Below are 14591 nucleotides of genomic sequence, written 5' to 3'. Positions count from 1 at the left end.
TCCGTTCATGTGCTTCATTGCACTAGTACAAAGGTTGCCACAGTGTAAGCAGTCCCAAGGCGGTGCCGTCAAGCACCGGGTTGGACGTTACGCGCCAGTTCCACCACATTCCGATGCTCCTCAACCGCTCACGGCCGGCCGGCGGCTCGGGAGCTGGCACCGGCCTCGGCCCGCATCCTAGGTTCGTCGACGGCGGGCGGCTAGGCTGGGTGGATGGCTACAGTTATTCTTGTGCGGCACGGCCGCACCACGGCAAATGCCACTGGGGTGCTGGCCGGCCGGGCGGCCGGCGTCGGCCTGGACCAAACCGGGCAGGACCAGGCGGCCATGGCCGGGGAGCGGCTGGCGCCCGTGCCTTTGGTCGGGGTGGTGTCGAGCCCCCTTGAGCGTTGCCTGCAGACCGCCCAGTTCATTCTCGACCGCCAGGCTGGAGCGCCGTACGCGCCCGTTGATCCCGAACTCACGGAGTGCGATTACGGCCAGTGGCAGGGCCGCATGCTCACCGATCTCGCAACCGAGGCGTTGTGGCCGGTCGTGCAGACCCAACCATCCGCCGTCGTCTTTCCCGGCGGTGAATCCATGGCCGCCATGCAGGCCCGGTCGGTGGCTGCAGTCCGGCGCCACGATGCAGCGTTCGAAGCCGAGTACGGGGCAGGGGCTGTGTGGGCGGCAGTGAGCCACGGTGACATCATCAAGTCAATCCTCGCCGACGCGCTCGGCATGCACCTTGACCTGTTCCAGCGCATCAACGTGGGCCCCGCCTCCCTGTCGATCGTGCACTACGGCGGCAGCCGGCCGGGCGTCTACGCGACCAACACTGATGCAGGTGATTTGTCGTGGCTGGCGAACGGAATCAACTCCGGTGACGCGCCCGTGGGCGGCGGGGCCGGGCAAAAAGTCCCGTGAACCTCATTGGCCTAGAATACTGACATGCCTACACGTGTTCACGAGTTTGTCTGGCCCGACCGGGTAGTCGTTGGCACCCTCGGACTTCCTGGAGCGCGCACGTTCTACCTCCAGGTGCGCGCAGGGACGGAGCTCGTCAGTATCGCCATGGAGAAGGAGCAGTCGGCCCTGCTGGCGGAGAAGATCGACGAGATTCTTGACCAGCTCATGGCCGTCGAGGGCAACCCCTTCAGCGTTCCCACTGGCACCCCTCTTGAACTTGTTGACAATGACCCGCTCGACGCCGTCCAGGAACAGTTTCGTACAGGGGCCATGAGCTTGGGGTGGGACCCAACCACGGCCCAGGTGGTCATTGAGGCACTTCCCCTCACCATTGACGATCCCGATGACGACGAATCGCTTCATGAGGACGGCTCTGACGAGTCCGAAATGCTGCGCGTGCGAATACCGGTCGGCACCGCCCGCGCATTCACCAAGCGCACCCGGGAGGTTGTGGGTGCCGGGCGCCCGATCTGCCCGCTCTGCGGTTATCCCATCGATGCCGACGGCCACACCTGCATCATTCCCGAGCCCTGATGCCGACGCCGGACCTCGCCACCGCCGAGCTGACACTCACCGGCCGCATCACGACGGCATCCAACGCTACATTCCTTGGCAGGATCGGCGACCTGACGGTTGTCTACAAGCCAATGGCGGGAGAGAGTCCGTTGTGGGATTTTCCCGAGGGCACACTGGCCCACCGGGAGGTGGCCGCATACCTGGTCTCGCAGTTTCTTGGCTGGGACGTCGTTCCGCACACCTGGCTGCGCGACGGCCCGTTGGGCGAGGGAATGGTGCAGCTCTGGCAGGAGCAGGACCCCACCCAGGACGCGGTGGACCTGGTGGCAGCGGACAGCGTGCCGGAGACGGGCTGGAAACAGGTGCTGACTGGGCAGGACCAAGACGGACGGACCGTTGCCCTCATTCACGAAGACTCGGCGGCGCTGCGGCGCATGGCGGTGTTCGACGTCGTCGTCAACAATGCCGACCGCAAGGGCGACCACATCCTTGCCATGCCTGGCGGGCATCGACATGGCGTGGACCACGGGCTCACGTTTCACCGTGACCACAAACTGCGCACCGTGCTGTGGGGGTGGCAGGGAGAGGCTCTCTCTGAGGAAGAGCTCGACGGCGTTGCCCGGGTCAACGCCGGATTGGACGGCAAGCTGGGCCAAGACTTGGCGGACCTGCTCAGTGGCGAAGAAATTGCCTCGCTCGCCGCGCGCTGCGGGCAGCTGCGCCTGGCAGGGCGGTTTCCGGGTCCGAGCGGCGACATGCCGGCGGTGCCCTGGCCGCTGTTCTGAAAGGATTGCTGCCGGCTTCGCTGCCTGCGTGGCGGCACGTCGCGTTCTGCGCGAGAAATATCGAAAGGAATACTTATGACACTGCATCCTGGACTGGCGGCAGTCGCCAGTCTCATCGGCACGTGGCGGGGCGAAGGCTCCGGCCAGTACCCAACGATCGACTCGTTCCAGTACACCGAAGAGGTCACGTTTACGGATGTGGGCAAGCCCTTCCTCCACTACATCCAGCGCACGTGGTCGCCGGCCGGGGCTCCCATGCACACCGAAACCGGATATCTCCGGGTTGTCGGGGGAACGTCCATGGAGTTCGTGCTGGCGCAGCCCACGGGACAGACGGAGTTGGCGGAGGGCCCGCTCATTGCCACTGTCGACGGGTTCACCTGCACCCTTGAATCGCGGTTGGTGAACTCGGCAAGCGCCAAGCAGGTTGACGCAACCGAGCGGCGCCTGGACCTCGCCGCAGATGTCCTCACCACCCATTTTGCGATGGCCGCCGTGGGCCTGCCGATGACGCACCACCTGACATCAAGACTGCTCAGAAGCACCCCCGCCGCGGAGGCACAACAGGGATGAATCCCCTGCTGCTGGCAAGCCATTAACACAGGAAATCCCCGGCCTCTGAATGATGCCGGGGTTTTCCTCGCGCTGGAGCCTAGACGTTGAAGCGGAACTCCACCACGTTCCGGCACGGAACAACCTCTGAGCTCAGCACCGTCCCGAAGCGAGACAGGACGTACCCGCTGAGACGGAACCTGCAACAATAGGGAAGAGGGGTCTCGCCGCCTGCGGGACGGGCGCGCCGGACCGAGGTTGAAAGCGCAACGGCCCAGCTGGTTGGCGTGGTACTAAGGAAATCGAGACATTTACCCCTTGAAAAACGTGAGATCGGGCAAATATGCCATCAGAGACTTCATCAGTTCGAGTCCGCACTACTGGCCCACGCTGGATAGGGCCTTCAAAAACCTCTTCTTCGGCCTTATCATGTTCTTTCCAGGCCTGTATTTGGCCAGCATTGACCTTCCCGGCACGCCGAGTTACCTTGCGCAGATCAGGGTCAGCGGGACCCCCATGGTGGTTGGCGGAATCCTCATCGTCTTCGGCTGCATCGGGTTTGCGATTGGTTTGAAGGGCACAGTACGCAAGGGAAAGAACGCGATTGACCTGAAGATTTCTGCGAAGGGGCTCACGGTGCGAGGAGGTGACGAGATCCCCTGGGATTCCATTTCCCATGTCACCAGCATCCAGTACTACAACTGGGCCGCAATCCAGGCCATGTGGGATCGGGCTGATCTGAATTGCGCCTTAGTGGTCCACTTCAAGGAGCCCTTGGACATTTCGAGACTCAAAACGAAGGACGGCGCACCTCAGCTGAAGATCAATGTGTTTCGTTATCCTGCCGTCGACTACAAGCCCCTGTATGAGTGGGTTATCGCCGAGTTCGAACGAAGGGGCATTTCCGTCGATATGAAGCGGAAGACGAAAGAGACGTAGCCAACGTCTTCGAACGTGCCGAACTCGAGGTGATCGCGCGGGATCTCCCGAAAGGCGAAGACCTCCGATGGCCATCAGCCCAGATTCAAGGGAGATCCCTGATCCTCATCGCTCCTTGAACATTGGTTGAGCATGATCTGACGCCGGGTACAGAAATGCCCGGCATGCAAAAGTAGTCCGGGCATTTCTTACGGTTTAGAGCAAAGCGGTTCTAAACGTGGAAGCGAAACTCCACCGCATTCCGGTAAATACCATCCTCTGCCACGCATGGAAGGGCGCGGATATCGATGATCTTCCAGTGACCCCCACCTACGAGGCAGCCCAAAAAGCCCCTTCGGTCAGCAACGGCACGACTCGGGAGGCATCCAGCAAACGTGCGACCTCAACATCAGAGCCGAACCCCATGGCTTCCAATTCTCGCGCGCCGACGCAATCACGCATCGCTCGATGCAAACATGGGCGCACGAAATCGACGAGATCGGCGGCAGACGAGGCTTCAGGGCTCATCGCACTCCGGTAGCCGAGAGCTGACAGTGCCGAGAGGATCGCTCCAGCGCCAAGGTGATCCTCGAGTGCCGGACGCAGCGAGCCGTCGTCCCGCCATCGTTCCCCGCTGCGACGATGGCAACGGAGTCGCCCCGTTCCATCCGGATCGCCAGCCAGTCAGACACGGCGGTCGCATTCCGCAAGAACCCCGCGACGACGGATGCTCCCGACCTCACGAGGAGCGTCGACGGCGACAACGAGAGCGCCGACGGCAAACCTGGGGCAGCGGCCTCCAGCCGCCCAACGGCCAGTACGGCGTCGCGCTCCCGGGCGAACGCTTCGGCGTACACACCCTTCCACCGGTATGGAATAACGCTCATCCCGCGTGCGACAGCCACGCACACAGACGTCGAGAAGCTCAACACGTCGACGATGACATTCACGTCAACGCCGACAGTCCGCGCACCTCGAGGCCCCCCAGTCGAAGCGCACAAAGTACCGGCGTTGGCCGAACAGGTCTGCCTGGCCAGACAAACTCAGGCCACCCGCAACGGCTTGATCGCGGCGACCCTGTCACACAGCGCCCGACGGATCGCCGTATCAACGGTGATCCCCCGCTTGCCGTGCACGATTTCGTTGATCCGGCGCGGCGGCGCACCGATGGACACGACCAGCTCGTTCTGCGTGATCCCGAAGCCCTCGATGAAATCCTCCATCAGGATCTCTCCCGGGTGGATCGGCTCGATCAGGTCGCTCTCAGTGGTAGTCGACGAGTTCGACATTGTCCGCACCTCCATCTCTCCAGACGAAGCAGAGACGCCATTGCGCGTTCACGCGGATGCTGTGCTGCCCGCGTCGGTCGCCGACCAGACGCTCCAGGCGGTTGCCTGGCGGGACCCTGAGGTCCTCGGCATCCTTCGCCGCATGGATTAGCTCGAGCTTCCGCAAGGTCGCCCGCTGCGCCGTCCGCTCAACGAGCTTGACGTACTGCTCATGCCAGATGCGCTCGGTGTCATTGCTGCCGAACGATCTGATCACGAATCCAGGGCATGACGGACACCGTCATTAACGCTATACGTTAAAACGAAACTCCACCGAGTTTCGTTGCTTGCGGAACATCAAGTTCATGTACTCATCCGCGGACGGGATCCTGGGAGGCGAAAAACCAATGCTCACTGACGCGGACGATGATAACTGTCGCGATCTTGACTGGATATCTAGATACGATCCATACTTAGATACATGACCACAGAAGACCTGAAACCAACGTGGCCCCCTGCGTGGGCACGCGCCGCGCTAGGAACCGCTGTACTCGCCAGCCTTGAGGGCGGCCCGCTTCACGGGTACGGAATCGCCCACGCCGTCAGCGAGCGCGGATTCGGGCGGCCGAAAGGCGGGTCCTTATACCCACTTCTGACATCCCTGGAAAACGAGAATGCAGTAATCGCTCAATGGGAGGAGGGACAGAACGGCCCCGGAAAACGCAACTACGTGCTGACCGCGCAGGGTCAGGCAAGACTCATTGAGGAACGCCGCATATGGCACGACCTGGTCAAATCACTGGACGCACCGATGCCGATTTCCATCAGCGTCTCGAACACCCAAAGGAAGAAGCCATGACTGAACGTACATCTGAGACACAAGAAATCGTAGATCTCACGCAAGTCAATAAACTTTTTCAGGCCACCCGCGGCGACGAGCGAGACGCCGACTGGGCACGTACGGTTGAAGGCAGACTCATGCTTGATGGAGTCAAGCTTTCCGATGCGACGGATGCCCTCCTCGCGCTCTTGCCAGTTCTTGAGGATGCCCACGAGCCCGCAAAAGACCTGTTCGGAGACCCTGTCTTGTGGGCGCGGGAACAACAAGAGCGCTGGCACGAGTCTGGGATTCAAGCCTATGAACGACCCGAACTTCTCTCGGCCGGGCGATTCTTGCACTACACCTTCTTCGGCGCATTCTGGGTCACTGTGGCAATGGCAATCGTCACCCTGTTCAGCGATGGATGGACAACAAATCTGCGCTGGACAATGTTCTCACTACCGCTCGTCATCTCGGCGGCAGCCATCGGCGTACAGCAGGTCTGGAGTAAGGCCGCGCGCACGTCCGCGCACGTCACCGCAGTTATCTGGACGGCAGCGTTCATCATCGGAGTTGCGTTCGCCGCAGCGGGCCTTGCAACTGTCATAGATGGATCAGCTGGCACAGGGTCGGCGCTCTGGTATCTTACGCCGGCACCGATTTACGCTCTCTTGTACTGGGTGAGCGGCATCGTGCTGAAGGACACCACGAAGCGCCCTCAGCGCTATTCATCAGATGCCGGGGAACCAACAGAAGGCGAGTGGATCCGTCAGCTCGGCGAGCATCTCCGCCTTCGCAACGATCTGAGCGACCGACAGATTCGTGTAATTATCGATGAAACTTGCGCGTACGCCAAAGAGGCTGGCACATCGCTGAACGGGGAGTTCGGCACGTCCGAGAGTTATGCGGCCAGCTTTGCCCCGAATACCGCCTATCGCGCGCGTCGAGCGGCTTGGGGTTGGACGGCAGGCAGCTCGCTCGTAGCCGCCCTTCTCACTTTCTCGATCATCAATGCGGACTCTCCCTTGACGTGGCAAGCAGCGATCTTTGCTTTACTGCTCACCGGAACGCTTTACTACATGGTGCAGAGTTGGCAGCAAGCTGCCAAGCGCTAATAACCTCGAGCACTCACAGGGGACTCGAACTCACGCCAAATTCCCCAAGCCCACGTGAGCGTGCACAGCAGATCCTCAGAGTAGGTTGGTCGAGAAAACATAGGAACAATCCTTTCAGGAACTGTCTCATCTCAGTACTACACCTCAAACGAAGTTCGCTACGCCTCAAGTTTGACTTTGTCGTAACGGCAAGGTCTATCGTCTCTTGCTATGACTATTTCAGTGATTGACAGCGCGTCGCGCATGCGCCGACTGCTCGCAGCGACACCCGATGACCGCGCCGAACTGGTCCGTGAGATGTGGTTCCCCCTGGCTGGGATGTACCACTTCATCCCGGGAGGGGTGGACATGGCCACCGTGCACCAACAGAATTTCGGCTTCGACTGGGAGGGCGCAACCGAACCGATACAGGAAGCCCTCGAGCGTCTCGTCGAGGCAGACGCCTGGAGCCGCATCACCAAGGCGCTCGAGTCCGGAGTCGATGCCCTGCGGTCAGCCAACCCGGGGATCGAGGTGCCCGATCTGCAGGTCATCCTAGTCCTGGGCGATCCCGCAAACAAGCACTTCGTTGACGAGATCCAGGGGCTGTCTGCATTCGGCGGAATCAGCGGCTACATCACCATCACCGTCTGGCCGACGCCTCAGGTCTTGGGACGTCTCGAAGCAATTGCCGTACATGAACTGCACCACAACGTGCGGTACTCGCCGGGCGGTGTTGTGTGGGATCCGATGACGGTCAGCCTAGGCGAACAGGTGATCTCGGAAGGGCTTGCTGACGTCTTCGCTGCCGAGCTGTACGGCGACCGCGGGTACACGCACTTCGTCAGTGAAAGCACCCACAATGACGACGACGTCCTTACGAAGGTCGCAAGCGGACTGCACATCACAGGCATGCAGAACTTCACAGCTTGGGTGCATGGGGACGCGAGCGCACGTCTCCTGGGCGCAGAGCCAGTTGGTCTACCCACTGGTGCTGGCTACGCGGCCGGCACGCGGCTAGTTCGCGCCTATCTCGACGCCACGGCAACCACCTCGGCTCAGAGCATTGCCGTGCCTGTGGACGAGGTTCTGCGCATCGCCGCGCCTCAATTGGGCCTGCGCCTCAATCAGGAATACTGAGAACGACAACAAGCAACAGGAGGCAGTCCGTGGAGTGGACCGTGCAGGAGCTCGCAGAGCGTGCGGGCATCAGCGGGCGCACGCTGCGCCACTACCACCAGATCGGGTTACTCGAACCAGACCGCGTCGGATCCAACGGCTATCGCTATTACGGGGCCGACGCGGTCTCCCGCCTGCAGCGAATCCTGCTGTTGCGCGAAACAGGCATGCCACTGGCGGATATCGCCGGTGTATTGGATGCGACCACAACTCCTGCAGCGGAAACCGAAGCACTCACCGGGCACTTGGAGCATCTCGCTCAGGAACGCGCTGCTTTGGATCGACGCATCAAAGCGGTCGAGCACACTTTGTCCATGCGTCGTCAGGGCCGCGAACCTCGCATGGATGTCATGCTCGAGGGATTCAACGACCGATATGAGGAAGAGGTTGTCGAGCGCTGGGGTCGGGACGCATTCGACGCATCGAATCAGTGGTGGCACGGGAAATCGGTCCAGCAGCAGAAGGAATGGAAAGCCAGAGCCGACGCCCTACTCGCCCGGTGGCGTGAGATCCTGCAAGATGGGCATGAAATGGACTCCGCCAAAGCGCAGGAGCACGCGGCTGTCCATGTGGAGTGGTTCAAGGAGATTCCGGGAACTCCTACCCATGCAGGAGATACGGCGAAGTCCGTCGACATGATCCGAGGTCTCGCGGACCAGTACGAAACGAACCCCGACTTCCATGTCGCCTTCGGAACCCAGGAGGCCGCAAGGTTCGCCGCAAGCGCGTTGCGACTTCGCGTGCGAAGGCTAGAGCCCTCTTCTGCAGATGATCTCAGAGGTTAGTTTGAAAATCTAAACTCCACCGAGTTTCGTCACTTGCGGAACATCTATGCGGCGGCCACCGACCGCGTCCAGATTCGAGCAACCGACTCCACACTGCCCGAAATGTACGGGACCGCTTCCCCTGTGTGCTCGTAACCGATCTTCGTCCAGAACGGCGCGACCAGATCGGCGTTCGTCTCCACGATCGACAGCCGGAGCGTATGGATGCTCGGCACCCGACGCGCCAGTTCGATCACAGCCTCATGGATCAGCCGGCCGAGGCCCGCACCTTGACAAGCACTGTCCGTCATCAGCAGGCCGATATGAGCAACAGATTCGGCGGGCCATCCAATGATCACGTCAGCAACGGCGACGAGCTCTTGCCCGTCCCACAGTCCGAGATCGATCTTCTGCGAGACCGGCACGCCAGGCGGGAGGGCGGACAGTGCTTCGTCAGCAGCGGTTGGCTTCGGCGCAGCTCCTTCAACGCGACGCGATTACTCAGCGTTGGACTCCATGATGCGTTGCACAGCCATGGCCTGAGTCGGATCGATAGGTCGCGCTTCCATCTGCACCTCTTCGTCGTTCAGCGGGGTACAACGTCGTCAATGTCGGCCGTCTGTCTCAATCCTAGAGTGCGTCCTACTCGTGAGTTGAGGCCTTGAACCGGAACAGCACGAGACCGACGCCATTCTCTGAAAACCGCGCTTGACCAGCGCTTTTAGACGTTAAACCGAAACTCCACCTAATTCCGGTACAGAGCAACCTGTGATGTAGTTCGGCTCGACCGCACCATGTAGGGGAAGGGCAGCACAAGCGTCAGTCATGAACCGATGTCGGGCGTCTCGCCCCACCCCGCGTCCACGAGGACCCGCTGCAGAGCGTCAGCAGCGCTGACTGTGGCATCGAATACTGACTCATCCAGGGCGGGGACCCGGTCCGCACTGCGGTACCAGGACGCGACATCGGCCTCCGACACCTCATCGGCCAATGCCTTCGTTCGATGCCGTTCGAGCGTCTCGTCGAGGTCGAGTTCATAGCAGTAGCAGCGAGTCAGACCAGCATGATCTTTTCGCAGCTGAGCGAGCATCTCGCCATAGCTCTCGGAATGCAGGATGCCTTCGATCACGACGTCGAGACCGTTGTCGAGCGCGAACCGCGCCGACAGATCGATGTACGGCACGCTCAACGCACCCGGATGATCGCGAACGTGGAGGATCTCTCGCCGAAGCACGTCATGGCCGATGATCGCCACGCCGCGCGGACGCGCAGCTCGGATCGCCTGCGCCAAATGCGACTTCCCGCTGCCCGAGTTCCCGCGGATGATGATCAGACGAGAACTCTCAGAGCCGGTCACCCCAGAGGTCATGCGACCTGCAACGGCGTGATCGCGGCAACCTTGTCGCGCAGTGCACGGCGCTCGAGCCGCAGCTCGTAGTTCGACTGCAGGTTCATCCAGAACTCCTCGGAGGTCCCGAAATAGCGCGCCAGACGGATCGCCGTGTCTGCGGTGATCCCCCGCTTGCCGTGCACAATCTCGTTGACCCGGCGCGGCGGCACACCGATGGACACGGCAAGCTTGTTCTGCGTGATCCCGAAGCCCTCAATGAAATCCTCCATCAGGATCTCTCCCGGGTGGATCGGCTCGATCAGGCCGGCCTCAGTGGTAGTCGACGAATTCGACATTGTCCGCACCTCCCTCTCTCCAGACGAAGCAGAGACGCCATTGCGCGTTCACGCGGATGCTGTGCTGCCCGCGTCGATTACCCACCAGCCGCTCCAGGCGGTTGCCCGGCGGGACCCTGAGGTCTTCGACATCCTGCGCCGCATGGATCAGCTCGAGCTTCCGCAAGGCCGCCCGCTGCACCGTCCGGTCAACGCGCTTGACGTACTGCTCATGCCAGATGCGCTCGGTGTCCTTGCTGCCGAACGATCTGATCACGCGACCAGTCTATAACGGACACCGTCAATAACGCTAGACGTTAAACCGAAACTCGACCGAGTTCCGGTACATACCAACCTGTGGAAGCACCATGCACAGAGTCGGCAACAGTCCCATTCTCATTCAGGCTCAGCCATCTGGATCGCTCGTACGCGAAGAACTGGGGCGTTTCCAAGCCCGCTAGCTGCCTGAGGCACTCGATGCTCCTCAGCCCACAGACGCGAGAGCGTGAAGTCGTAGCTTCCGCTCAGACAGCTCAGCCTGCTTGGCGTCGAGGCATTCAGCAACTGAGGCTAGCTCGGCGCGGAGATTCGGGCACAGTTCGAGCCAGGTGCCGTGGTCTCCGTCGCGGGCACAGGCGATGTAGCGCTTGATGGACGCAGTGGTCAGGCCAGCGTCGATCATGGTCTTAATCTGTGCAACGCGAACGATGTCGTCTTGCGAGTAGGCACGGTAGCCTCCGCTAGTGCGCTCAGGGACGATGAGCCCTCGCTCCTCGTAATGGCGCAACGCACGGGGACTGGCTCCAGTCTTGCTGGCGAGTTCGCCAATCTGCACAGCTGTCTCCTACTTCAGGATTTGACCTTCACGCTAGCGTCAGGTCATACGTTTTCTTTCATGACTACTTCAGCAACGCTCCAGAACGCTTATATCTTCCACGGCTACGCGGCCACCCCGGGGGATCACTGGTTCGGCTGGCTCGCCAAAGAGTTCGACCGCGCCAACATGCGGGCTGCCGTCCCCAAGCTGCCTGACTCCCTCACTCCCGATGCGCCGCGGTGGCAGGACACCGTTCGTGCTGCGGTGGGCGAGACAGACAAGAGTACGGCGCTGATTGCGCACAGCCTCGGCTGCCTCGCCGTACTGCGGCACCTGGCGTCCCTCTCCGGAGCGTGGAGGCTGGGACGTCTGGTCCTGGTCTCAGGGTTCCTCGACCTGCTTCCGGCACTTCCGGAACTGGACGAGTTCATCGGCGTCGGTTGCGATGTGACCAGATTGCGCGGACACATCGACGAGATCATCGTGATTCGCTCCGATGACGACCCCCTCGTACCGCCACCCCACACAGATCGACTGGCTGCCCTTCTCGAGGCCAGGGCACTGGTAGTCCCAGGCGCGGGGCACTTCCTCGCCACCGATGGCCACAGCACACTGCCCGCCGCGTACGACGCCATCATTCCCTGAACCCGTTGAGGCTCGAAAGGACATCCATGTATTTCCGGATGGCCGTACTCATCCTCGGCATCTTCTGCGTCGGCACTGCCGAGCTCTCACCCAGCGGGATGCTCGGCGAACTCTCCCACGACCTGTTGGTGACCATCCCCACCGCGGGCCTGCTGGTCACGGTCTACGCACTCACAGTGGTGATCGGAGGCCCGATCGTCACAGCCATCACCACTCGTGTCCGCCGCAAGCGCCTACTCGTCCTGCTACTACTCGTGTCGGTCGCGGGCAACATCACGTGCGCCCTCGCGCCGACGTTCGTGCTGCTGCTACTCGGTCGCATGATTACCGCCGTCACCCAAGGCACCTTCATGGCCGTGTGCGTCGTAACCGCGGGCAACATGGCCGATGGGAGAAAGAAGGGCTCAGCCGTAGCCGGCACCCAGCTCGGCGTGAACCTGGCGACAGTGCTCGGGGTTCCCTTCGGCACGCTCGTAGCGCAGCAGATCGATTGGCGAGCCACGTTCGGAAGCGTCGCCGTGCTCGCTCTGATCACGTCCGTGCTGATCCTGATTGCGATTCCCGACGACGGCAAGGCCACGGAGCGGACCCCGGTCAGACACGAGCTGCGAGCCGTCGCGAAGTGGCAAGTCATCGGCACGGTATTCGCCACGGTTCTGTGCTCGGGTGGCATGTTCTCCCTGATCACTTACATGGTGCCGCTGCTCACCGACATCGGGGGCCTCCCCGCCATGTGGGTCCCTGCAGTACTCCTTGCATACGGTGTCGGCTCGATCGTCGGCAACTTCATCGGCGGCCGATGCGCCAACCACTCCGTAGAAGCCACCGTTGTCTGGCTCTCGTGGACGCTGGCCGCGGTGTGCGTCCTGTACTGGTTCGCTGCTCCGTCCACAGTAGGAAGTGCAGTACTCCTCGTACTGTTCTCCGTGGCGACGTTCGCTCTGATCCCTGGGCTCCAGGTCCGGATCCTCACCATTGCTGCAGACGCTCCGACCCTGTCCCTGACGGTCAACATGGCCGCATTCGCCCTTGGTGCAGCGCTCGGATCCTGGGCGGGCGGCCAGGTCATCGCTCTCGGATTCGGAGTACGCGCAGTTACCCTTGCAGCCGCTGCCTTCAGCGCGCTCGGAGCGCTCTTGATCGGACAGGTCGTGCTCTTGAGTCGCCGTCGCTTCACAGGCGTGTCCTCGAACGACCCGGCCGATGCCGAGGAGGCGGAACTACTGGATCTTCCGGTGTCGCCAAATGTCAGCACCGGAGCGTGTCGATGATCGGTGGGACCCCGATGGCGATCACCTGACCAATCTTGATCCGAGGCGGAGTCGTTCGGCGAGCGATAGCGAAAGAGGCGGGTGAACAGTAGTAGGCGCAGTCAGACTCGATATGCATGCACGACGAAGCGCTCCCCGGATTCCGAATCCAGGGAGCGCTTCGTTCGTAATGTCAGATGTTAAAGCGGAACGCGACTATACATTAAAGCGGAATTCAACCACGTCGCCGTCGTGCATGACATATTCTTTGCCTTCGATGCGTACCTTGCCTTTGGCCTTCGCCTCGTGCATGGAGCCGGCCTCCATGAGGTCGTCGAAGTGGACAACTTCGGCCTTGATGAAGCCGCGCTGGAAGTCAGTGTGGATGACACCGGCAGCCTGGGGGGCAGTGTCGCCCTGGTGGATGGTCCAGGCGCGGGCCTCCTTGGGACCGGCTGTCAGGTAGGTCTGCAGGCCGAGCGTGTGGAAGCCGACGCGGGCGAGCTGGTCAAGGCCGGATTCTTCCTGCCCGCTCATTTCCAGCATCTCGCGGGCCTCGTCCTCATCGAGCTCAACAAGGTCCGATTCCAGCTTGGCATCCAGGAAGATGGCGTCGGCCGGGGCAACCAGTGCGCGTAGCTCTTCCTGGCGCTCGGGGTTGCCGAGGACGGCGTCGTCGACGTTGAAAACATAGATGAACGGCTTGGCCGTGAGCAGGCCAAGCTCCTTCAGGTGTTCCATCTCCAGCTTGTCGCTCTTGATGGAGGAGAAGATGGTGTCGCCGCGTTCAAGGACAGCCTGGGCCGCCTTGATGGCGTTGAGCTCAGCGGCTTCGCGCTGCTTGAGCTTGACGGCCTTTTCGACGCGCGGGATCGCTTTCTCGATGGTCTGCATGTCTGCGAGAATCAGCTCAGTGTTGATGGTCTCCATGTCGGAGCTGGGGTCAACCTTGCCGTCAACGTGGACAACATCGGGGTCGTCAAACACGCGGATGACCTGGGCGATCGCCTCGGCCTCACGGATGTTGGCGAGGAACTTGTTGCCCAGGCCCTCACCTTCCGAGGCGCCCTTGACGATGCCGGCGATGTCCACGAAGGAGACCACGGCGGGCAGCAGGCGCTGGGATCCGAAGATCTCAGCCAGCTGTGCCAGGCGGGGATCGGGCAGGCTGACGACGCCAACGTTGGGCTCGATCGTGGCGAACGGGTAGTTCGCTGCGAGCACGTTGTTGCGGGTCAGTGCGTTGAAAAGGGTTGATTTGCCGACGTTGGGCAGTCCGACGATGCCAATAGTAAGAGCCACGGTATGTGATTCTACCGTTTGGCGGGGGTTTGTGCTTGTTGGCCCCATTTGCCGCCGCGCCAGGAATG

General features: G+C 61.6%; 20 protein-coding genes. 11 read left to right on the top strand and 9 right to left on the bottom strand.

The annotated features are described in order from the left end of the window. Positions 1-213 precede the first annotated feature (213 nt). The 5 genes from JOF48_RS11575 to JOF48_RS11555 all read left to right on the top strand — a co-directional run bounded on the left by JOF48_RS11575 (position 214) and on the right by JOF48_RS11555 (position 3740). On the top strand, positions 214-906 hold the full coding sequence (locus JOF48_RS11575) for a histidine phosphatase family protein (protein ID WP_209680866.1): 693 nt from the start codon (positions 214-216) through the stop codon (positions 904-906). A gap of 24 nt (positions 907-930) precedes the next feature. Next, positions 931-1482, top strand: a complete 552-nt coding sequence (locus JOF48_RS11570; protein ID WP_209680864.1) for a DUF3090 domain-containing protein — start codon at positions 931-933, stop codon at positions 1480-1482. After that, positions 1482-2249, top strand: coding sequence for an SCO1664 family protein (locus JOF48_RS11565; RefSeq protein ID WP_209680862.1), 768 nt, complete (start codon positions 1482-1484; stop codon positions 2247-2249). Before JOF48_RS11570 ends, JOF48_RS11565 begins: the two co-directional genes overlap by 1 nt. 75 nt (positions 2250-2324) lie before the next feature. Then, positions 2325-2822 (top strand): heme-binding beta-barrel domain-containing protein, encoded by a 498-nt coding sequence (locus JOF48_RS11560; protein ID WP_209680860.1) that lies wholly within the window; start codon positions 2325-2327, stop codon positions 2820-2822. Positions 2823-3119: 297 nt separating this feature from the next. Then, entirely contained in the window at positions 3120-3740 is a 621-nt protein-coding gene (locus JOF48_RS11555; protein ID WP_209680858.1) for a hypothetical protein, read from the top strand. 309 nt (positions 3741-4049) lie between these two features. On the opposite strand, the gene JOF48_RS20175 is transcribed toward JOF48_RS11555, so the two are convergent. From JOF48_RS20175 to JOF48_RS11540, 3 genes are all read right to left on the bottom strand, one after another. After that, a complete protein-coding gene (locus tag JOF48_RS20175; protein ID WP_425353736.1) occupies positions 4050-4325 on the bottom strand; it encodes a 2-phosphosulfolactate phosphatase in 276 nt (91 codons plus the stop codon). Positions 4326-4762: 437 nt separating this feature from the next. Further along, on the bottom strand, positions 4763-5008 hold the full coding sequence (locus JOF48_RS11545; RefSeq protein ID WP_209680856.1) for a HigA family addiction module antitoxin: 246 nt from the start codon (positions 5006-5008) through the stop codon (positions 4763-4765). Beyond that, positions 4983-5264: a type II toxin-antitoxin system RelE/ParE family toxin gene (locus JOF48_RS11540; RefSeq protein WP_209680854.1), complete on the bottom strand. Its 282-nt coding sequence runs from the start codon at positions 5262-5264 to the stop codon at positions 4983-4985. The genes JOF48_RS11545 and JOF48_RS11540 overlap by 26 nt, the downstream gene beginning before the upstream one ends. A gap of 204 nt (positions 5265-5468) precedes the next feature. Here JOF48_RS11540 and JOF48_RS11535 point away from each other — a divergent pair, with 204 nt between their 5' ends. From JOF48_RS11535 to JOF48_RS11520, 4 genes are all read left to right on the top strand, one after another. Beyond that, positions 5469-5846 carry a PadR family transcriptional regulator gene (locus JOF48_RS11535; protein ID WP_209680852.1) on the top strand — a complete coding sequence of 126 codons (378 nt, stop codon included), beginning with the start codon at positions 5469-5471 and terminating at the stop codon, positions 5844-5846. Next, the gene (locus JOF48_RS11530; RefSeq protein ID WP_209680850.1) at positions 5843-6922 is read left to right on the top strand and encodes a hypothetical protein; all 1080 of its coding nucleotides are present in this window, start codon (positions 5843-5845) and stop codon (positions 6920-6922) included. The genes JOF48_RS11535 and JOF48_RS11530 overlap by 4 nt, the downstream gene beginning before the upstream one ends. A 210-nt stretch (positions 6923-7132) precedes the next feature. Continuing rightward, positions 7133-8041, top strand: a complete 909-nt coding sequence (locus JOF48_RS11525; RefSeq protein ID WP_209680848.1) for a DUF2268 domain-containing putative Zn-dependent protease — start codon at positions 7133-7135, stop codon at positions 8039-8041. A 41-nt stretch (positions 8042-8082) separates the two neighbouring features. Then, positions 8083-8865 (top strand): MerR family transcriptional regulator, encoded by a 783-nt coding sequence (locus tag JOF48_RS11520; protein ID WP_342591224.1) that lies wholly within the window; start codon positions 8083-8085, stop codon positions 8863-8865. A 44-nt stretch (positions 8866-8909) separates the two neighbouring features. On the opposite strand, the gene JOF48_RS11515 is transcribed toward JOF48_RS11520, so the two are convergent. From JOF48_RS11515 to JOF48_RS11495, 5 genes are all read right to left on the bottom strand, one after another. Then, entirely contained in the window at positions 8910-9269 is a 360-nt protein-coding gene (locus JOF48_RS11515) for a GNAT family N-acetyltransferase (RefSeq protein ID WP_342591223.1), read from the bottom strand. 398 nt (positions 9270-9667) lie between these two features. Then, positions 9668-10213 (bottom strand): AAA family ATPase, encoded by a 546-nt coding sequence (locus JOF48_RS11510; RefSeq protein ID WP_209680845.1) that lies wholly within the window; start codon positions 10211-10213, stop codon positions 9668-9670. Next, entirely contained in the window at positions 10210-10530 is a 321-nt protein-coding gene (locus JOF48_RS11505) for a HigA family addiction module antitoxin (protein WP_209680843.1), read from the bottom strand. The genes JOF48_RS11510 and JOF48_RS11505 overlap by 4 nt, the downstream gene beginning before the upstream one ends. Next, on the bottom strand, positions 10505-10786 hold the full coding sequence (locus JOF48_RS11500; RefSeq protein WP_209680841.1) for a type II toxin-antitoxin system RelE/ParE family toxin: 282 nt from the start codon (positions 10784-10786) through the stop codon (positions 10505-10507). The genes JOF48_RS11505 and JOF48_RS11500 overlap by 26 nt, the downstream gene beginning before the upstream one ends. 207 nt (positions 10787-10993) lie before the next feature. Further along, positions 10994-11344, bottom strand: a complete 351-nt coding sequence (locus JOF48_RS11495; protein WP_209680832.1) for a MerR family transcriptional regulator — start codon at positions 11342-11344, stop codon at positions 10994-10996. Between the two features lie 60 nt (positions 11345-11404). Between JOF48_RS11495 and JOF48_RS11490 the strand changes: the two genes are divergently transcribed. Further along, on the top strand, positions 11405-11971 hold the full coding sequence (locus tag JOF48_RS11490) for an RBBP9/YdeN family alpha/beta hydrolase (RefSeq protein ID WP_209680830.1): 567 nt from the start codon (positions 11405-11407) through the stop codon (positions 11969-11971). A 26-nt stretch (positions 11972-11997) separates the two neighbouring features. Beyond that, the gene (locus JOF48_RS11485) at positions 11998-13242 is read left to right on the top strand and encodes an MFS transporter (RefSeq protein ID WP_209680828.1); all 1245 of its coding nucleotides are present in this window, start codon (positions 11998-12000) and stop codon (positions 13240-13242) included. 195 nt (positions 13243-13437) lie between these two features. Here JOF48_RS11485 and ychF read toward each other — a convergent pair whose 3' ends face one another. Next, positions 13438-14523 carry a redox-regulated ATPase YchF gene (gene ychF, locus JOF48_RS11480; RefSeq protein WP_209680826.1) on the bottom strand — a complete coding sequence of 362 codons (1086 nt, stop codon included), beginning with the start codon at positions 14521-14523 and terminating at the stop codon, positions 13438-13440. Between the last annotated feature and the right edge of the window lie 68 nt (positions 14524-14591).

It is taken from the genome of Arthrobacter stackebrandtii, assembly GCF_017876675.1.
GTDB lineage: Bacteria > Actinomycetota > Actinomycetes > Actinomycetales > Micrococcaceae > Specibacter > Specibacter stackebrandtii.
This window is presented reverse-complemented; position numbering and strand designations above follow the sequence as displayed.

Bases quoted from the DNA above. Each gene is read 5' to 3' on its own strand.
- JOF48_RS11575 (WP_209680866.1), top strand. From the start codon at position 214: ATGGCTACAGTTATTCTTGTGCGGCACGGCCGCACCACGGCAAATGCC.
- JOF48_RS11570 (WP_209680864.1), top strand. From the start codon at position 931: ATGCCTACACGTGTTCACGAGTTTGTCTGGCCCGACCGGGTAGTCGTT.
- JOF48_RS11565 (WP_209680862.1), top strand. From the start codon at position 1,482: ATGCCGACGCCGGACCTCGCCACCGCCGAGCTGACACTCACCGGCCGC.
- JOF48_RS11560 (WP_209680860.1), top strand. From the start codon at position 2,325: ATGACACTGCATCCTGGACTGGCGGCAGTCGCCAGTCTCATCGGCACG.
- JOF48_RS11545 (WP_209680856.1), bottom strand. From the start codon at position 5,008: ATGTCGAACTCGTCGACTACCACTGAGAGCGACCTGATCGAGCCGATC.
- JOF48_RS11535 (WP_209680852.1), top strand. From the start codon at position 5,469: ATGACCACAGAAGACCTGAAACCAACGTGGCCCCCTGCGTGGGCACGC.
- JOF48_RS11530 (WP_209680850.1), top strand. From the start codon at position 5,843: ATGACTGAACGTACATCTGAGACACAAGAAATCGTAGATCTCACGCAA.
- JOF48_RS11525 (WP_209680848.1), top strand. From the start codon at position 7,133: ATGACTATTTCAGTGATTGACAGCGCGTCGCGCATGCGCCGACTGCTC.
- JOF48_RS11510 (WP_209680845.1), bottom strand. From the start codon at position 10,213: ATGACCTCTGGGGTGACCGGCTCTGAGAGTTCTCGTCTGATCATCATC.
- JOF48_RS11505 (WP_209680843.1), bottom strand. From the start codon at position 10,530: ATGTCGAATTCGTCGACTACCACTGAGGCCGGCCTGATCGAGCCGATC.
- JOF48_RS11490 (WP_209680830.1), top strand. From the start codon at position 11,405: ATGACTACTTCAGCAACGCTCCAGAACGCTTATATCTTCCACGGCTAC.
- JOF48_RS11485 (WP_209680828.1), top strand. From the start codon at position 11,998: ATGTATTTCCGGATGGCCGTACTCATCCTCGGCATCTTCTGCGTCGGC.